The sequence below is a fragment of the Chamaesiphon sp. VAR_48_metabat_403 genome, assembly GCF_031422475.1.
GTDB lineage: Bacteria > Cyanobacteriota > Cyanobacteriia > Cyanobacteriales > Chamaesiphonaceae > Chamaesiphon.
Map to the genome: position 1 here is coordinate 1 of NZ_JANPLS010000405.1, position 19,003 is coordinate 19,003.

Below are 19,003 nucleotides of genomic sequence, written 5' to 3' on the forward strand. Positions count from 1 at the left end.
ATTTAGCAATCGCCCGATCGAATATTGTAGATATAACGTTGGCACTATCCACTATCCACTCTTCCCTATCCACTATCCACTATCCACTTCCCCCTAAGTTATGTTTAACGCCGAAGTCTTCCAAAATCCCTACCTTCCCCAAGGCGCGAGAGAAGTAAACGCTATCATGACGATTACTACCAGTGGTGATGGGGTAGCAGTTGCCGCACCGACAACCAATCAACGCTTATTCGGGATTATTTGCGATACATCTGGATCGATGGGTGGAGCTAAAATGATTGCGGCTAAAGATGCGATCGTCAAAATTATCGATCTACTTCCTGATGATGCCGCCTTCTTTGTCGTCACCGGATCGAGTCGCGCTAAATTATTGGTACCATTAGTCAACGCCGTACCTGAAAATAAAATGCGTGCGATTAGTCAGGTCAAAGAAAGTAGTGCCAACGGCGGTACTTTAATGTCTACTTGGCTGCATACCGCCTTGGGTGAATTTAATAAAATGCCCCAAGCAATTTGTCAAGCATTGTTGCTCACAGATGGGCAAAACGATCTCAATGACGAACATGATTTAACTCGCATTCTCGATACTGCGGAAGGGAAATTTCAGTGCGATTGTCGCGGTGTCGGTACCGATTGGCGCGTGGGTGAATTACAAAAAATTGCCGCTAAATTATTGGGTACGACTGATATTATCCCCTCACCCGATCGGATTGCCGAAGACTTCCAAGAAATTCTGACCAAAGCAATGGGTAAAACCGTCAGCGATGTCAGTCTGAGATTGTGGACTCCCGTGGGTGCGAAGGTATTATTCTGCAAGCAGGTCAGCCCCGAAATTGTCGATGTCACCAGTCGCGCCAAGGTTGTCAGCGAGCGAATTATTGAATATCCTACAGGTGCGTGGGGCAGTAATGAATCTCGCGATTATCATTTCTGCATTCAAATTAATGCGGGCAATGTCGGCGACGAAATGTTAGCCGGAAGAGCGAGTTTGATAACTCAAACTAACGGACAAGAAACCAAAATTACCGAAGCCAAAATTCTGGCAACTTGGACGGAAGATGAAGCCAAAACCGCCAAGATAGATCGTCGTGTCGCTCATTACACTGGACAAGCCGAACTCAGTCAATTCATTCAAGAAGGCTTAGAAGCCAGAGCGCAAGGTAATATTGATGTTGCGACAGTTAAGCTAGGTAAAGCCGTCAAAATAGCCCACGATTCTGGCAACGAAGCCACCGCCAAACTCCTCCGCTCCGTTGTTGATGTCGAAGATGCCGCCGCAGGTACCGTCAGAATCAAACGCACCGTCACCAAAGAAGATGAAATGATGTTAGAGACTCGATCGACCAAGACGGCTAGAATTCAAAAGTAGGCTTTAGGTTTTAGGTTTTAGGTTTTAGGCTTTAGGCTTAAATACCGCATCAACAACATAAATGAAGTCCCTTTAACGCTCTTTCCCAACACCTAACACCCAAAACTCAATACCTAACACCTAAAGCCTAAAGCCTAATTATGTACACTTGTCCCAAAGGTCACAATTCAACAGAAGCCGATTTTTGCTCAGAATGTGGGGCGAAAATCATGGGATTAGGGATCGACCAAAGTACTGCTGATTCCAGTCAAACGGCACCCAGAAGCGCGACGATCGCATCGAATAGCTCGATTCAACCTTGCCCCGATTGCAGTACGCCCCACGAGGCAGATAGCGGTAACTTCTGCGAAATTTGTGGGTATAATTTTCTCACGGGTGCTAAAGGTGGCGATCCATTGTCAAATTTCCCACCCCCGATTAAATCATCTGCCACAATTTCTGCTACCGCGCCGACACAGCCTCCACATCCCCTCCCGGTTACGACACTTCCTGCCGCTCCTTCCGTCGGTCATTGGCAAGTTACAATCTCGATCGATCCTACTTTAGCAACACCAGATAGCCCCACAGCCCCCACTCAAGCCCCAATTACCATTCCCCTAAATAATCTTACCAATCTCATCGGGCGTACCAGTCAAGCTCGCGCCATCCATCCCGAAGTTCCCCTCGATTTAGACGATGCTGTCTCTTCGCGTCACGCGATTCTGACTCTGCATCCCGACGGTGCCCTCGTATTACGCGATATCGGTTCGTCTAATGGCACGATGGTAAATGGTAAAGAGATCGCTATTATGGCTGATATTGCGATCTCATCTGGCGACGAAATTACCCTCGGACATTGGACGAGAATTAAAATAACTCATAACTCGTAATTCCCCATTCCCTGACTTTCACGATTGAAGCGCAATCTTCATAAATCGACTATTCACTATTCCCTATCCCCTAAAAAGGGAGTAGTCTCAATTAAGATTATCGACCTTAGATGCGATCGCTTCTCGAATTTCTGCGGGGACGCTGGTAAAAAACTTATAGCCAGTGAGCTGTTCTACCTCTTTAACCGATGTCCGATATTGCTGCCAAGGATCGTCTCTGACTCCTTGCTTGTTGGGGATAATTACGGCGATGGTGCGGGTATTTTTATCGACTCCAGCCATGCCAGAATTGGGTTTATCCAGCACTAATATCACTTTCCACGTTAGAGCTGGTACGACTACTTTCCCCTGCCCTACAGTCGCCCTCAGACCGTTTTTACCGATGCCGCCTTGTCCGTGTCCGCCGGAAACGATAAATAGTTCTTTGCCAGATCTGGCTAACACCCGACAATAATTTTCTAACTGTACCCATACGCCTTGATTATTGTCGGGCGATTGGGGGATAATATTGGTCATCAAAAATGTGGCAATGTTATCTTCAGGAGATCGACTGCGGTCTTCGGAATTTGTCATGTGACCGCGATCGAAGCCACTCCCGGTATAATCTGAAGGCTTGATACGCTCCCAACCTGCGGGTAATTCTTCATCTGGGGCAAATTTACCCACACGGCGAGCGTCGCCCAACCAAGATGCATTCAGTTCCCACGCTACCCAGTTGGCTGTGCCTTTGCGTTTAGAGTAAGAGAGTGCGTACTGGGGACGAACGATGAGATAATTTTCGGCGTTACCTGGTGAGGTGGTTGCTTGAGAAGGATTGCCCATCAACAGGTTAATATTGCCCTGAGTTTCGCCTCCTGAGGGAATATTAGGATTGCGACAAGCAACAAGACTAATCGCGATCGTCAAAATCAGGAGGTAGGCTATTCTTCGCACGGTTGTCAGCTCTGTAAAAACTCTGTTGTTCGCTCTACAGATTATCACCTTCAGCCGGACGAGGGGAATCGTTATGATACAGCGCGTCCAGTCTCGCACGAGCATCTTCGACACTAATCGATTTCATAATTAGTAACGGCTCGTTGGTAACATTCCCAAAATCGTCTAGCAATTCTGGGTGAGGAACCGCACCCGCGCGGTAGGTATAACCTTGAAAATTGGAATTGCTCATCGATCTAGGCTGCGCTGCATCCATGCTAAACCCGATCAGACTGCGGATCAGATTGCCGATCGCCAGAAATGCCAAAATAGTAAAGGCAATTAAATAAATAATTTGTAACATATCACCGTCCTACAGGAATAGCCAAGAATAGTAAGTAGCAGACCAAAAACTGAAAGCAGATCTAGCACTCAAATCGTTACCACCTGGGCTAGCAGCAAGCTGAGTGGATCCAATTAGACCGTTAATTTAGCTTTTATGAGAAATTAAGGCAACCGGGATCGTTTTACTCTTCTATCTTAAACTGTTCCGACTGTCTTAACTGCATCGAAACATGCCAACATTCGGTCACGATCTGATGCCAACCCACCATTTGACTGGGTTCGATCCCTGCTTGTCCGCCCACAGCATTGAATAGCATTTTAGCAACACTCACCTCTTGCTGCGCGCGATCGACTCGTGCTAGTAGCTCGGATTGGGCACTGGGAGTCAAAAAAGCAATCGGTTCCCGCTCTAGTAATGCTTTCGATTTTGTAAACCAGTAGTCGAAGTCTACAAGTAAGGGCTGGAGGATGGTTTGGAGTAATTCTTGTTCTGATGGCTGCGATTTAGACATGGGGTGCAAGACAGACTTTTTAATATATACATCCATTCTAGATGTTTTTTTACAATTCTTAATGAAAAAATTTAGAATTAGTCACAGATTTATAACTAATTGGTGAATTGGTGGGTATTGTGAAGATAGTAGCCGATCGCACTTTGACTTTTAGCCGCGATCGACGGTATAATAGTACCCATGCACCAAACTTTTGGTACTGAAACTAAGGCAAAATAATCTCACTTCACCCGATTCGGGGTATAAGTCCCCCTTTCGACTGCCACAGTCGAATGCCCTCTAAAATGCGGACAGTTGTTGAGTTGGGGTTTTACACACCCTAACCCCTAACCCCTAACCCCTAACCCCTAATTTAATGGCAACCCAAATCACAAATAGCCCAGACAGACAGAAAGCACTCAATTTAGTCCTCACCCAAATCGAAAAATCTTTTGGGAAAGGGGCGATTATGCGTCTCGGCGATGCCCAGCGGATGCGGGTAGAAACCATTTCCAGTGGAGCGATGACTCTAGATATTGCCTTGGGCGGCGGTTTGCCCAAAGGTAGAGTCATTGAAATTTATGGTCCAGAAAGCTCTGGTAAAACCACTCTCGCCTTACACGCGATCTCCGAAATCCAAAAAGCTGGTGGAGTCGCTGCTTTTGTCGATGCCGAACATGCTCTAGATCCGACTTACTCGGCGGCATTGGGTGTAGACATCAACAACCTCCTCGTTTCGCAGCCAGATTCCGGCGAAGCCGCACTCGAAATCGTCGATCAATTAGTCCGCTCGGCGGCGGTAGATATCGTCGTAATTGACTCGGTAGCCGCATTGGTACCGCGTGCGGAAATCGAAGGCGATATGGGCGACTCGCACATGGGTTTGCAAGCGCGACTGATGAGCCAAGCACTGCGGAAAATTACTGGGAGTATTTCTAAATCTGGCTGTACGGTAATTTTCATCAACCAACTGCGGCAAAAAATCGGGATTACTTATGGTAGCCCTGAAACCACTACTGGTGGTACCGCGCTCAAGTTTTATGCGTCGGTACGATTAGATATCCGCCGGATTCAGACACTCAAACGCGCCAATGAAGGCGAATATGGAAACCGCGTTAAAGTAAAAGTGGCTAAAAATAAAGTCGCACCACCATTTCGCATTGCTGAGTTCGATATTATCTTCGGGAAAGGGATTTCTACCGTCGGTTGTTTGGTAGATCTGGCTGAAGAAACCGGAATTATCACGCGTCGGGGTGCTTGGTACAGTTATGAGGGCGATAATCTCGCTCAAGGACGCGACAATACTGTTAAGTACATGGAAGAAAATGCTGAGTTTGTGACTAAAGTTCAAAATCAGGTATTGGAGAAGCTCAATACTGGCGTAGCCGTCTCGGCGAATACCCTCAAGCAAGCGGAGGAAGAAGAGGATGAAGATGGCGATGATGATGAAGCATAAACTCGAAGCATAAATTTTCAAAAGCGGGGAGGTGTAATTTATGAAGCGGCGGTTTTATTCGGAGGTTCCCTCCGAATAAAAAACCGACAAGACATTACACCTCCCCGCTTTTTATGACTCAATAAAATATCAGATTTTCCCTCAAGTTTGGACTTCAAAATCATCGGGATGAATGTCATGATTTACCCAGACAATCGCCGCCTCTGCACTTGACATCTCTGGTGGTACTCGCAAAATATGAATGTGTGCTGTAGAAGGACAAGTCATCTTGAGTAATATCATCGGTTCCGTCTCGATAGATTCAATTCCGCCATTGTAAATTCTCCCTAACCCATCAATTTTGAGCAGGGTATATTCTCGCCAAGTATCGAGAGTAGTTGCATTAAGTTCCGCGCAGATGTTCTCATATCCTACGTTCTCGATTAGTACGCGTCTGATTTCGGCATTATCTTCATCTAACAGCCATTCCGGTTTCCACTCACTCAATTTAGCCCAATATCGACGGGGTAGTCGCTTGACATTAAAGCAATAGACTTTTTTTAAATTAGGGATGTTTTGTAGGCTCGATAAGTCTAACCAGGGATTTTTATCTAGATTCAACCAAGTTAGATTGGTAAGATTCTCGATACTTTTTGGCAAACTAGTTAATTGATTATCACTCAAATTTAGCGTAGTTAAATTCGAGAGATCGCCGATATTATCTGGCAAATCGGTGAGTTGATTACGATCCAGATCTAAGCTTGTTAGATCGGTAAGATTATTGATACTTTTTGGCAAACTAGTTAATTGATTATCACTCAAATTTAGCGTAGTTAAATTCGAGAGCTTACCAATTCTTTCAGGCAAGCTAGTTAATTGATTGTTCCCCAAGCCTAATCGAGTCAAGTTAGAAAGATTGACAATGTTAACTGGCAAGTTAACTAATTGATTGCACTCTAGGTATAAGCTGGTTAAGCTAGAGAAGTTGCCGATACTTTTTGGCAGACTAGTTAGTTGATTGTATGCCAGATTCAACTCGGTCAAGCTAGAGAGATTACCAATATCTTTTGGTAGGCTAGTTAATTGATTATGATTCAGATCGATCGCACTCAAGCAATTAAGTTTGCCGATACTATCTGGCAATATTTCCAGTCGATTGTATTCTAGATTTAACTCAAACTTGCTGGTACCATTAATGCTCTCTTTCTGCAAGCGATCGAGTGTAAATAGTGCTAAGTTGTCAATAATTTTTTCAAATCCTATCTGCTCGATTAAAGCATGTCTGATATCAGCATTATTTTCATTTAATAACCATTCAGCTTTCCATTGACTCCGATGAGTCCAATATCGACGAGAGAGATTGACCCCAAAATAGTAGACACGTTTGAGATTGGGAATATTGTGGAGATTTGATAAATCTAACCAGGGATTATCGTTCAGATATAGTTCGGTCAGGTTAGAGAGATTGCTAATGCTATCTGGTAAACTAGTTAGTAAATTATCTACTAAATACAGTCTAGTTAAATTAGCAAGATTAGAAATATTTTCTGGTAAGGTAGTTAATTGATTGCGACTTAGAACCAATGAAGTTAAATTGGTTAACTTACAGATGTTTTTCGGCAAGCTATTTAGTTGATTCGTGCCCAGACTCAGTTCGACTAGATTTGAAAGATTCCCAATACTTTCTGGCAGAATAGTTAATTTATTACCGTACAAATTTAGAGATGTTAAATTAGCAAGATTGCCAATATTTTTTGGGAGCATAGTTAACTCACAAGATTGTAAATCTAACTTGGTCGATCGATCTCGTCGAGCTGCTTCGATAATTTGGGCTAATTCGGCTTGTTCCATCGGTAGATTACGACTATGAGGAGTAAGGAGTGTGGGAGTTGTTTAAATTCTATCCACTATCCACTATCCACTATCCACTATCCACTATCCACTATCCACTATTCACTGGTAAAATTGAGCCTGTAGTAGGCATTAACGCGCTGATGACTCAATTACCTTTCCAACTAGATTTACCCACCTTCTGGGCACCTGTAGACGTTTCCCGTGCGGCATTTGTCGCGATGAATGCGGTAGTGATGGGACATGTCTCGATCGCGTCGGGCGTAAGTATCTGGTATGGTGCGGTAGTACGCGGCGATGTCGAGCGGATCGAAATTGGTAAAGGTACGAATATTCAGGATGGGGCGATCTTGCATGGCGACCCCGGACAACCGACAATATTAGAGAGCTATGTTACTGTCGGACATCGAGCGGTCATTCATTCAGCATACATTGAAACAGGCTGTCTGATTGGAATTGGGGCGATTGTCTTAGATGGCGTGCGCGTTGGTGCGGGGAGTATTATCGGTGCTGGGTGCGTAGTGACAAAAGATGTCCCGCCATGCTCTCTAATGGTGGGAGTCCCGGCAAAATGTCTGCGACAATTAGATGATGCCGAAGTTGAGGGGTTAATTATTCACGCCCACAAGTACGAGCGATTGGCTCTAGTACATGCGGGGAAAGGTAGCGATTTAGGTTTCATCGGCGCGAGTCACTAAATTAGCTTTTGTTGCAGTGCAAAAATCGCCGCTTGAGTGCGATCGCTGACATTTAACTTTTGTAAAATAGTATGAACATGTACTCGAACGGTACCGGGTGTGATAAACAAAACCTGAGAAATTTGTTGATTGGTTCTACCATTAGCAATCAACGCCAACACTTCTAATTCGCGCTTAGTCAATTGTAGCTCTTCCACTGGGCGCGGGCACCGATCGGTTTGTCCGAGTGCCTCAAAAATCTGCGTGCTAGCAGTAGCATCCCACCAAGTCGCACCTGTAGCGATCGATCGAATTGCCAATAGCAGATTGTTAGCATCGATGCCCTTGAGACAATATCCCCTAATACCTACTTCTACCAATTCTAGCACCAGATTTTTGTCTGGATGAGCAGTTAATATCAACACTGGTAAATTAGGCTGTAACTTGTGAATCTGGCGACAAGTTTCCATCCCATCTAAGCCAGGTAAAACCAAATCTAGGATGACAACATCAAATGTCTGTCGTCCGACTAACTCGATTGCAGTTTCGCCATCTGCTACTTCTTTGACTAGATCTACGATCGGTTCCCGATCGAAAAAAGTTACCAAACCCAACCGAAATAATTCGTCGTCTTCAACTAATAGTAATTTCAACAAATCTGACATTAATTATTTCTCAACTTCACTACCAGCAAATTATCCAATCCACATTAAACATTATTAAAATTCTAATTTGCAAGTCAATCCCAAATTTAGCATCTTTTGTAGCGTGCCCGCAGCTCAAATTATATCGCTGCATACTTTGATTATCGATCGCGATCGACATAATTATAGATCTACTTGCAGTTATCGGTTTTCGATCGATTTAATCGCTTAAATAAACATAGCAAACCCATTGGATTGGATATATAGCAATGATTTGAGACCAAAAAAACATATCGGCAGCCGAGTCGATCGATTGATATATATATGTAAGCATATATCTGCAACAATATGAATTAACATTAGCATTAATTAGTGCATTAATGAATATCTCGATCGATTGTAACTTGTCTTCTGTCAATTTAAAGATGTAAACGATCGAATTTTTATATTTTAAATTGAATGTAATTTGACACTTCAATTCTTGAATCACTACGACATTGATTGCTTTTGTAGCGAGCGATCGCCGAACAAGTTATTACTTTATAGTACAGATCGTTGGGAATCATTCTCGAAACCCTAGCCACGATCGGTTCTTTGAAAATGCTCGGCGCGATTACATCCTTTCATCAGTAGATCGATTGTGGTGGTGTCGTGCCCCTGTTCGAGTGAATTACGCGCGATTTGGGTACTCTTAGTAAGAGAGGAAAATTAGCGCGATTATTGTGGCACTTGCACCCATCCCAACTGAATTAATTATCGCTCATCCCGAATCGGAGCGCGAGACGCATTACCAGATCGTGGGCATACTGGGCGAGGGCGGTAGCGGAACGACTTATCGGGCACTCATAGTCGGAAAGGATAGATTCGTGGCTCTCAAGCAATTATCGCTGGCGCAGATGGATGACTGGAAAGCGCTCGAATTATTCGAGCGTGAAGCTCAGATACTTTCCCAGTTACAGCATCCAGCCATTCCCAACTATATCGATTATTTCACGATCGATACACAGCGCGATCGTAATTTCTATATCGTGCAAGAACTCGCTCCTGGTAAAACTCTGAGCGATTGGAGCGAGTCGGGTTGGCGATGTACTGAAGCCGAAGTCAAAGATATTGCTAGCCAAATTCTCGCCATCCTCAGCTATCTCCACAATTTAACACCCCCAGTCATTCACCGCGATCTCAAACCGAGTAATATTCTGCGTACCGAATCTGGGCAAATATCGCTCGTCGATTTTGGAGCTGTTCGCCAAGCCTATCACGATACCTTTATGCGGGGTAGTACTGTCGTCGGAACCTTCGGCTATATGGCTCCCGAACAATTTCGATCTCAAGCCGTACCCGCTACCGATTTATATGGCTTGGGTGCGACGATCCTTGCGCTGCTTACCAATCGCTCTCCCGCCGAATTAACTCAATCTAATCTCAAACTCAGCTTCCGCAATAAAATTCAAGTTTCCCCCACTTCTGCCGACTGGCTCGAAACAATGCTCGAACCAGATTCAGCAGATAGATTTGACTCGGCTACTGTCGCACTCGCCGCGCTGAAAAATCCTAAATCTTTGGCTCCGAAACTCCCTTGGCTCAAAATTGCCGCTATCGGTTTAGCGACAGCAATTGGTTTCGGGACGTTAGATTATTACAAATTTTATTTCCTCAATTTATGGGGATTCGCTCCAGTCGAAGCTTTTTATGCAATCTGGCAATATCGCGATGTAAATAAGGTAAGATCTCTACTCGATCGCGGTGTCAGTCCTAATGCTAAAGATGCCAGCGGGAGTAGTTTAATTCACTATGCTGTCACGAATAACCAGATCGAAATTGCCAGGTTATTAATCGATAGAGGTGCCGATATTCACGCTCATTATGGCGAAGATAAACATACCGTTCTTCATCTAGCAGTTTTGCATCAAGAGGGGGGAATGACTAAGTTATTGCTAAGTAATAAAGCAGATCCTAATGTTAGAGACAGTTTTAATTACACGCCTTTACATATAAGTATTTTACGAGAAAATACTCCCTATATATCCAGTGGTTCTTATTATGGACTTAGCAATATTGACAATAAGAAAGCATCGATTAAGTCCGTTCAGTATTTAATATCGAATGGTGCCGATATTAATGCATTTGGTGGGGACATTGATTTTCAAATTATCACGAACTTTTTCGGCGCGTCTACGAGTGGTATTCCATCAGGAACCGCTAAACAATTTACATTGAACCCTCACTATAAAAAATTAGAACAGGAAAAAATTCGAGATGTGGAAGCACAGAATATATTGCAAATAGCTGGCGGTAGATATTCGTCTTGTGCATACACGACAGAAGAATCACGCGAGATGATCTGTAGCTTGAAAGATAATCCATCTTTTGCAGAATAAGAAATAATATCTTAGAACTTAATATATCGATTTATGATAAATGCAGTTACTCCAGAACTTCTTGACGATCGACATCAAATTATCGACATCCTCGGCAAAGGTGGTGTGGGAATTACCTACCGCGCTAGAGATATCGAAACCGATTGTATTGTGGCGATTAAAGCATTATCGTTAAAAAGAGCTAAAGACTGGAAAGCGATCGAACTATTCGATCGAGAAGCCAAAATATTATCACAATTAAATCATCCTGCGATTCCTAAATATATCGATAGTTTTCAAGTAGATACCGAGATCGATCGCCAGTATTATATCGTCCAAACCTTAGCCGAGGGAGAATCTTTATTCGATGCAGTTGAGTCTGGCTGGAAGCCGACAATTGATGAAGCCAAAGATATTGCGATTCAAGTTCTCGAAATTCTAATCTATCTCCACGCGCTCAATCCGCCAGTCATCCATCGCGATATCAAACCTCAAAACATTATTATAAATGATGATGGGGAAATATATCTCGTCGATTTTGGTGCGGTTCAAGATACTTACTATACCGTCACGGGTGGCAGCACGGTAGTCGGTACTTATGGTTATATGGCTCCCGAACAATTTCGCGGACAGGCATATTTATCAACAGATTTATATGGGCTGGGAACTACTTTATTATATCTACTAACTGGTACCGATCCGGCAGTGTTACCACAGAAAAAGTTGAAGATAGATTTTAGCGATTTTGTATCGCTCCCGACAGAATTTGCCAATTGGATCGATCGATTATTAGAACCAGAACCAAATCGCCGATTCGAGACGGCAGAATTAGCCTTAGATGTACTAGATGGTCGATCGCATTTACCCGCTTTACCAACCCAGCAACCACCATACAGTAAAATTAGACTCGATCGATCCGAACGCTCTTTGTCGATCGAGATTCCGCCAGTTGGTTTATCAACTATTGCCAGTCGGCGATTAGGTTTACTAGTTTTAGGTTGGAATGGATTACTATTTACAATTTTGTTTTATTCGCTGACGCTCAGTTTGTTTATAGATCCTGCCAAACAATTATTTTTCGCTGGTTTTGGTTTGGTGGGATTGTGGCTGATGGTAAAATTTGCTTATGGCTCGTTAGAGCGAGTTAATATTTGTTTTGAAGGTTGCACTCTGACGATCGTCAAGTACATGTTCGGTAAAGAATATTTCCGCAAAAGACTTACTAATATTAGCGATCTAAAAACTAGCACGGCTTTTTCGCTCGTGCCTTTTACTCGATCGATCCAATTGCAAAACAGAGTTAGAAAATACTCGATCGCACAATTACTCACGCCCGCCGAAAACAATTGGCTCAAAAGTGAAATTGTTAGCTATGTCGAATGAATAGGTTAGAATAAAAAAGACTCAGCAGTAACATCGTTAGACATCAACTAAATCATCCGCAAGGTGGAGATCTAAATGTCTCTAATCATTGAAACCGATCTCAAAGATATTCTCAACAAACTAGACCAACGGATCGATCGAATCGACCAAAGACTGGAAGGAATCCAAAAAGATGTGACCGAGGTCAAACTTAGTGTCGTTAAAATTGAAGGTGAAATTAGGGCTACCGAGACAAAAAGCTCTATTATTCAGCCGATAATTACAGGCGTAACAGTAGTCTTTGTCGGTGGAATATTACTAGCTGTCTATAAGTGGCTGCCATCTTAGATAATTCGCAATAGCTACCCCAAACTCAGCCGTAAATGTTAGAATCTACAACTATAGCTAGGGGTGTCCGAAACCAGTCGGGCTGAGAACATACCCTTGCACCTGAGTCTGGGTAATGCCAGCGGAGGGAAGCTGTTTATGATAGGAAATTGAATATGCGTGCTGAATGGATTGCCAAACGTAGCGGACAAGCCAATGTCTCCCAAATGCACTACGCGCGTCAAGGTGTAGAAACAGAAGAAATGCACCATGTCGCCAAACGCGAACGTCTCCCCGTGGATCTGATCCGCTCGGAAGTCGCGCGCGGACGGATGATTATCCCTGCAAATACCAATCATCCCAATCTCGAACCAATGGCGATCGGGATTGCATCTAGCTGTAAAGTGAATGCAAATATCGGTGCATCACCCAGTTTTTCTAACATGCAAGATGAGGTTGATAAACTGATTCTGGCTGTCAAATACGGTGCCGATACCGTGATGGATCTCTCCACTGGTGGCGGTAACTTAGATGAAATTCGGATCGAAATCATCAAAAATTCGCCCGTTCCCATCGGGACTGTACCCATTTACCAAGCCTTAGAAAGCGTCCACGGCAATGTCGAAAATCTTACCCCCAATGATTTTCTACACATCATCGAAAAGCACGCTCAGCAAGGGGTTGACTATCAAACCATCCATGCGGGGATTTTAATCGAACACTTACCCCTAGTCCGCAATCGACTGACAGGAATTGTCTCGCGTGGCGGTGGGATCTTAGCGCGGTGGATGTTGCATCATCACAAGCAAAATCCGCTCTATACCCACTTCGACGACATCATCGAAATCTTCAAAAAATGCGATGTGTCCTTCAGCTTAGGCGACTCATTGCGTCCTGGTTGTACTCACGATGCCTCCGATGAAGCCCAACTCGCCGAACTCAAAACGTTAGGAAATCTTACCCGCCGCGCCTGGGAACATGACATCCAAGTGATGGTAGAAGGCCCCGGACACGTCCCGATGGATCAGATTGAGTTCAACGTCAAAAAGCAGATGGAAGAGTGCTCAGAGGCTCCCTTCTACGTCTTAGGGCCACTAGTTACCGACATTGCACCTGGCTACGACCATATCACCTCCGCGATCGGGGCGGCAATGGCTGGCTGGTACGGTACCGCGATGCTCTGCTACGTGACTCCAAAAGAACACCTCGGCTTACCCAATGCTGAAGATGTCCGCAATGGTCTGATTGCCTACAAAATCGCCGCTCACGCTGCCGATATCGCCCGCAAACGTCCGGGGGCACGCGATCGCGATGATGAGCTGTCTAAGGCGCGTTATAACTTCGATTGGAATCGTCAATTCGAGCTTTCCCTCGACCCCGAACGGGCGAAGGAATATCACGACGAAACTCTCCCCGCAGATATCTACAAAACTGCGGAATTCTGTTCGATGTGCGGCCCTAAATTCTGCCCGATGCAAACCAAAGTTGATGCGGAAGCATTGACTGAGTTAGAGAAGTTCTTAGCTAAAGAGAAAGAACCTTCGAGTATCGGTTAGTTTAGTTTAAAGTAATGCCAGATCCCCGACTTCTTCGAGAAGTCAGGGATATTTTTGATGCGCGAGGGTTTCTACGAGATCGATCTCGTTGTTTCTAAAGATTTAGATTTGCTTTTGCTACCCAGCTCGGCAATTCTGGCACATAAACGATCGCTCGATCTCCTTCAATCGTAGCTAATAGCTGATGTCCAGCACTCGTTGAATTATCATATAGAATTAATGTATCGACTATTTTGGCTGCTTTATTCAAATTAGCCAAGCTACGTTCATACCGACGCAAAATATCTGCTCTAGGCACATCATGACCGCCTAATTCGACACGACTTTGAACTCGTTGAATATTGGTAGTTGGTTGGTTAATTCCAATATAACTTAATCTGACAAGCCAGCCCAATGATTTGACTTCACGCATTAGATTGAGATAGGTATTACCTGCCAGCGTTGTTTCAACAATAAAGCTATCATTCGATCGAATATACGATCGTGCTAATTCGATCGCTTTTCTTCCAGCAGCTAAAGCAGCAGACTCAGGCTGTTCGGGTGCAATCTCACGGGCAATGGCATCAGGATCTATAACTGGAATATTATCGATGAAAAGTTTTGTGAGGGTGGATTTTCCAGATCCATTTGCCCCTGCAATGACCATCAATTCTGGCATGATTTAAACAAGCTCGCCCAAAATTTCTTCACTACCATCATCCCGTAACCGATACTCAAACTTTCGCCCATCAGCTTCTTCACGAACTAATGTTTTTCCAATTTCATAGTAAATTGGCTGCCCCATCGCTTTGAGACGGACGATATCTGCTACAACTTGTTTTTGTCCAGCCGCTGCTATTTTCTTTGCTCTTACAGCAATATCTTCACTAGGAATAATGTTGAGATCGGTATCGATTTGAGGTTTGATATAAGTCATAATATTTTCTCCTTAACCTAAATTGTACTATGATGCCATAGCGATCGGTCTAGATTCTAGATATCATTTTCTTGACTTAAAGCAGTTTCAATATTACCTTTGTGCCTGAGGTAAAATTTCGATGGTGTAATTCATGCTTTGGGTTGCTGGAGCTTGCTTCTAAGTGCCTCTATAGCTGGAATAACTGCAACCGATTGTCCTTTGGCTAGCTCGTCTAGCCCTTGTCTAATACCAGCAGCGGTTTCAAGATACTCAATGCGATCGATCGACTGCTGATAACCTGACTGAAACAAATGCGGAGGTTTCCTCCGCGTGATTTCAGTCGCTCCGTAAGGAGAAGTACGCGATCGTGCCCAGCACTCGACCGATTATAATAGACGGATACAAACCAACAAGCATTTACTACTGTGACAGCACCAGGAAGTTACAAAAACACCGTAAACTTACCCCAGACTAAGTTTGACATGCGTGCGAATGCAGTCATTCGCGAACCCGAACTGCAAAAATTCTGGGCAGACGAGCAGATTTTTGAACGGCTGTCACAGTCGAATCCCGGCGAGATTTTTGTCTTACACGATGGCCCACCATACGCTAATGGTACGCTGCACATGGGTCATGCGTTGAATAAAACGCTCAAAGATATCATCAATCGCTATCAGTTGCTCAAAGGGCGCAAAGTCAGATACGTTCCTGGTTGGGATTGTCACGGACTGCCGATCGAGCTTAAAGTAATTCAAGATATGAAGCCAGAGGAGCGGAAAAACCTCTCGCCGTTGGAGCTGCGCCAAAAGGCGGCGGCGTTTGCCCTCAAGACAGTTGAGGAGCAGAAAATCGGCTTCAAACGGCTGGGTGTGTGGGGTGAGTGGGATAAACCCTATCTGACGCTGCAACCGGAGTACGAAGCGGCGCAAATCGGCGTGTTCGGGCAAATGGTGTTGAAGGGCTATATCTATCGCGGGTTGAAGCCCGTGCATTGGAGTCCCAGTTCTAAGACAGCACTGGCAGAAGCGGAGCTAGAATATCCCGAAGGACACGTCTCGCGGAGCATTTTCGCAGCATTTAAAGTCACGCAGGTTGCAGAGGCAGCTAAGGCGATTTTAGAACCATTTCAGGACGATCTAGCCGTCGCGATCTGGACGACTACACCCTGGACGATTCCGGCAAATTTAGCCGTGGCGGTAAACCCCGATCTTAATTACGCGATCGTCGAGGTTACCGGACGGGAAGATAATCATTATAGTGGCTGTAAATATGCGATCGTCGCGGCAGACATGGTTGAAGGTTTAGCCGCTAAATTAAATCTCAACCTGACCAATAAAGCCGTCATTAAAGGTGCAGATTTAGAACATACCAATTATAAGCATCCACTGTACGATCGGCACAGTCCGGTAATTATCGGCGGCGACTATATCACTACTGAATCGGGTACTGGTTTGGTACATACCGCACCAGGTCACGGTCAAGAAGATTATATCGTCGGGATGAAATACGGGCTAGCCATTCTCGCGCCTGTAGATGGCGATGGTAACTTTACCGAAGAAGCAGGCGAATTATTTCAAGGTGAAAATGTTTTAGGTAATGGAAATCAATTAGTAATTGAAGCATTGCTCGAAGCGAACTCCCTAATTAAAGAAGAAGCTTACCCACATAAATATCCCTACGATTGGCGGACTAAAAAGCCAACCATTTTCCGTGCGACCGAGCAATGGTTTGCATCGGTAAAAGGGTTTAAAGAAGCAGCCTTAAAAGCTATTTCCGAAGTCGAATGGATTCCCGCTCAAGGTGAGAATCGGATTACGCCAATGGTCGCAGAAAGATCGGATTGGTGTATCTCGCGCCAACGTAATTGGGGCGTACCGATTCCGGTTTTTTACGATAATGAAACTAACGAACCATTACTAACCGAAGAAACGATCGGATACGTCCAAAATATCTTCCGCGAACATGGTTCCGATGCCTGGTATTCGATGTCGGTTGAGGAATTATTACCCGAAGCTTATCGTCATAACGGACGCAGCTATCGCCTGGGAACGGATACGATGGATGTCTGGTTTGACTCCGGCTCATCCTGGGCGGCGGTAGCCAGACAACGAGATAATTTAGCTTATCCAGCAGATATGTATCTCGAAGGATCGGATCAACATCGGGGCTGGTTCCAATCGAGTTTATTAACTAGCGTCGCCAATAACGGCATCGCTCCATTTAAAACCGTCCTCACTCACGGCTTCGTGTTGGATGAAAATGGTGAGAAAATGAGTAAGTCTCTTGGTAATATCATCGATCCGATGGTGGTAATTAATGGTGGGACGATCGAAGTTAGCAAGAAGAAAGTTAAGATCGATCCATATGGAGCCGATCTCGTGCGGTTATGGGTATCGTCGGTAGATTACTCCACTGAAGTAAGAATCGGCCCGAACGTCCTCAAACAACTATCCGATGCTTCTCGTAAAATTCGGAATACAGCGCGATTTTTAATTGGAAATATTCACGATTTCGATCCGGCGAAAGATGCCGTTCCTTATGCCGAATTAGCCGAACTCGATCGATACATGCTGCATCGAATGAGTGTGGTATTTAACGAAATTACCGAATCATTCGATCGCTATCAATTCTTTAAATTTTTTCAAACCGTCCAGAACTTCTGCATCGTCGATCTGTCGAACTTCTACCTAGATATCGCCAAAGATCGACTCTACATCAGCGCGCCCGACTCCTTCCGCCGCCGCAGTTGTCAGACAGTAATCGCCATTATCCTCGAAAATCTGACCCGCGCGATCGCCCCCGTCCTCTGTCACATGGCAGAAGATATCTGGCAGTATTTACCCTACCAAACCCCTTATAAATCGGTATTTGAGTCCGGTTGGGTAAAACTCGATCCGCAATGGTTACAGCCAGATTTAGCCGTCACCTGGGATAAAATTCGCGACCTGCGGACAGACATTAATAAGGTAATGGAACAAGCTCGCACCGATAAAGCGATCGGTTCGAGCCTAGAAGCCAAGGTATTATTGCAGGTGAGCGATCCGACTTTAAGGGCTAAGTTAGGAGCATTATCGTTTAATTCGGAACCCACCCCCAGCCCCTCCAAGGAGGGGAGTATGAGCAAGAGCGCGGTAATTATCGCGGCTAATTCTCGGACACCGACGATCGATAAACTAGTCAATAGTTCGCCACTACCAGCGATCGGCGAAACATTAAGAAGTGGCGGTAATGTCATTAGTAGTAGTCTGGCGATCGCGATCGAAACTTATCAAAAAGGTTGGCGATTGATTGGCAATACATTACTAGTATTAACTGGCGCATTTGGGCTGTATATTGCGATCGGGTTGATCGATATCGTCAATCGCATTCCTTTTGTTGAAACCACTCTTAAAGGTGTCGGTTTGGTAATGAGTGGATTGTTTGTAATTCGCCATCTATTAACCAAAGAAAAACGCCGCCAAACATTCGATCGGGCGATCGCTTATAAAAACCAAATCATCGGCGCACAATATTACACCGAACGGACGATCTCCGCGATCGAAAATTCGGGAGAATTAATTCCTTATCCACCCGTCAGCGTCCCTACGCCAACAGCCGCACCTCAACCCAAATCGAATGGGATCGACGAATTGCGGTACCTATTCCTCGCCTCTCAAGTCGAGTTAATCGATGATGCAAACTTACTCCAAGAATGCCAACATCAAACCACCAGTGCCGGGGGGAAAATTGGAGTTACCAAAGCAGACGGCGAGAAATGCGATCGGTGCTGGAACTATTCACCTACCGTCGGTCAAAATAGCGAACAGCCAGCAATTTGCGATCGCTGTATCGATGCTTTAGTTGGTGAATTTTAAATTACGAATCCAAAAGTAGGGGCAATTCATGAAGCGGCGGTTTTATTCGGAGGTTC

General features: G+C 44.6%; 17 protein-coding genes and 1 riboswitch. Of the genes, 9 read left to right on the top strand and 8 right to left on the bottom strand.

The features are described from left to right. The first annotated feature begins 100 nt into the window (after nt 1-100). Together RMO79_RS19160 and RMO79_RS19165 are read left to right on the top strand one after the other, a co-directional pair. On the top strand, nt 101-1,369 hold the full coding sequence (locus RMO79_RS19160) for a VWA domain-containing protein (RefSeq protein ID WP_310484841.1): 1,269 nt from the start codon (nt 101-103) through the stop codon (nt 1,367-1,369). Between the two features lie 140 nt (nt 1,370-1,509). Continuing rightward, nucleotides 1,510-2,238 carry an FHA domain-containing protein gene (locus RMO79_RS19165; protein WP_310484842.1) on the top strand — a complete coding sequence of 243 codons (729 nt, stop codon included), beginning with the start codon at nt 1,510-1,512 and terminating at the stop codon, nt 2,236-2,238. An 87-nt stretch (nt 2,239-2,325) separates the two neighbouring features. Here RMO79_RS19165 and RMO79_RS19170 read toward each other — a convergent pair whose 3' ends face one another. The 3 genes from RMO79_RS19170 to RMO79_RS19180 form a co-directional block, all read right to left on the bottom strand. Continuing rightward, nucleotides 2,326-3,171, bottom strand: coding sequence for a DNA/RNA non-specific endonuclease (locus tag RMO79_RS19170; RefSeq protein WP_310484843.1), 846 nt, complete (start codon nt 3,169-3,171; stop codon nt 2,326-2,328). Nucleotides 3,172-3,205: 34 nt separating this feature from the next. Then, a complete protein-coding gene (locus tag RMO79_RS19175; protein WP_310484844.1) occupies nt 3,206-3,514 on the bottom strand; it encodes a DUF2973 domain-containing protein in 309 nt (102 codons plus the stop codon). A gap of 163 nt (nt 3,515-3,677) precedes the next feature. After that, a complete protein-coding gene (locus RMO79_RS19180; protein ID WP_396136637.1) occupies nt 3,678-4,007 on the bottom strand; it encodes a DUF2605 domain-containing protein in 330 nt (109 codons plus the stop codon). 355 nt (nt 4,008-4,362) lie between these two features. On the opposite strand from RMO79_RS19180, the gene recA reads away from it, so the two are divergent. Continuing rightward, the gene (gene recA, locus RMO79_RS19185) at nt 4,363-5,442 is read left to right on the top strand and encodes a recombinase RecA (RefSeq protein WP_310484846.1); all 1,080 of its coding nucleotides are present in this window, start codon (nt 4,363-4,365) and stop codon (nt 5,440-5,442) included. Between the two features lie 141 nt (nt 5,443-5,583). On the opposite strand, the gene RMO79_RS19190 is transcribed toward recA, so the two are convergent. Next, nucleotides 5,584-7,272 (bottom strand): leucine-rich repeat domain-containing protein, encoded by a 1,689-nt coding sequence (locus RMO79_RS19190; RefSeq protein WP_310484847.1) that lies wholly within the window; start codon nt 7,270-7,272, stop codon nt 5,584-5,586. Nucleotides 7,273-7,415: 143 nt separating this feature from the next. On the opposite strand from RMO79_RS19190, the gene RMO79_RS19195 reads away from it, so the two are divergent. Further along, nucleotides 7,416-7,970: a gamma carbonic anhydrase family protein gene (locus RMO79_RS19195; RefSeq protein WP_310484848.1), complete on the top strand. Its 555-nt coding sequence runs from the start codon at nt 7,416-7,418 to the stop codon at nt 7,968-7,970. Here the strand turns inward: RMO79_RS19195 and RMO79_RS19200 are convergent. Next, complete coding sequence (locus tag RMO79_RS19200) at nt 7,967-8,614, bottom strand: response regulator transcription factor (RefSeq protein WP_310484849.1); 648 nt, start codon at nt 8,612-8,614, stop codon at nt 7,967-7,969. The genes RMO79_RS19195 and RMO79_RS19200 overlap by 4 nt on opposite strands. Before the next feature lie 701 nt (nt 8,615-9,315). Between RMO79_RS19200 and RMO79_RS19205 the strand changes: the two genes are divergently transcribed. The 4 genes from RMO79_RS19205 to thiC all read left to right on the top strand — a co-directional run bounded on the left by RMO79_RS19205 (nt 9,316) and on the right by thiC (nt 14,195). After that, entirely contained in the window at nt 9,316-10,971 is a 1,656-nt protein-coding gene (locus tag RMO79_RS19205; protein WP_310484850.1) for a protein kinase domain-containing protein, read from the top strand. A 33-nt stretch (nt 10,972-11,004) separates the two neighbouring features. Next, complete coding sequence (locus tag RMO79_RS19210; protein WP_310484851.1) at nt 11,005-12,333, top strand: serine/threonine-protein kinase; 1,329 nt, start codon at nt 11,005-11,007, stop codon at nt 12,331-12,333. A gap of 75 nt (nt 12,334-12,408) precedes the next feature. Then, nucleotides 12,409-12,660 (top strand): hypothetical protein, encoded by a 252-nt coding sequence (locus RMO79_RS19215; protein WP_310484852.1) that lies wholly within the window; start codon nt 12,409-12,411, stop codon nt 12,658-12,660. Between the two features lie 49 nt (nt 12,661-12,709). After that, nucleotides 12,710-12,807: riboswitch (TPP riboswitch) on the top strand. Nucleotides 12,808-12,815: 8 nt separating this feature from the next. Next, nucleotides 12,816-14,195 carry a phosphomethylpyrimidine synthase ThiC gene (gene thiC / locus RMO79_RS19220; RefSeq protein ID WP_310413264.1) on the top strand — a complete coding sequence of 460 codons (1,380 nt, stop codon included), beginning with the start codon at nt 12,816-12,818 and terminating at the stop codon, nt 14,193-14,195. A 94-nt stretch (nt 14,196-14,289) separates the two neighbouring features. On the opposite strand, the gene RMO79_RS19225 is transcribed toward thiC, so the two are convergent. The 3 genes from RMO79_RS19225 to RMO79_RS19235 form a co-directional block, all read right to left on the bottom strand. Beyond that, nucleotides 14,290-14,853 carry a zeta toxin family protein gene (locus RMO79_RS19225; RefSeq protein ID WP_310484853.1) on the bottom strand — a complete coding sequence of 188 codons (564 nt, stop codon included), beginning with the start codon at nt 14,851-14,853 and terminating at the stop codon, nt 14,290-14,292. A gap of 3 nt (nt 14,854-14,856) precedes the next feature. Further along, nucleotides 14,857-15,111: a hypothetical protein gene (locus RMO79_RS19230; protein ID WP_310484854.1), complete on the bottom strand. Its 255-nt coding sequence runs from the start codon at nt 15,109-15,111 to the stop codon at nt 14,857-14,859. Between the two features lie 131 nt (nt 15,112-15,242). Further along, nucleotides 15,243-15,404, bottom strand: a complete 162-nt coding sequence (locus RMO79_RS19235; RefSeq protein WP_310484855.1) for a hypothetical protein — start codon at nt 15,402-15,404, stop codon at nt 15,243-15,245. 114 nt (nt 15,405-15,518) lie between these two features. Here RMO79_RS19235 and ileS point away from each other — a divergent pair, with 114 nt between their 5' ends. Further along, nucleotides 15,519-18,947 carry an isoleucine--tRNA ligase gene (gene ileS / locus RMO79_RS19240; RefSeq protein ID WP_310484856.1) on the top strand — a complete coding sequence of 1,143 codons (3,429 nt, stop codon included), beginning with the start codon at nt 15,519-15,521 and terminating at the stop codon, nt 18,945-18,947. The last annotated feature ends 56 nt before the right edge of the window (nt 18,948-19,003 follow it).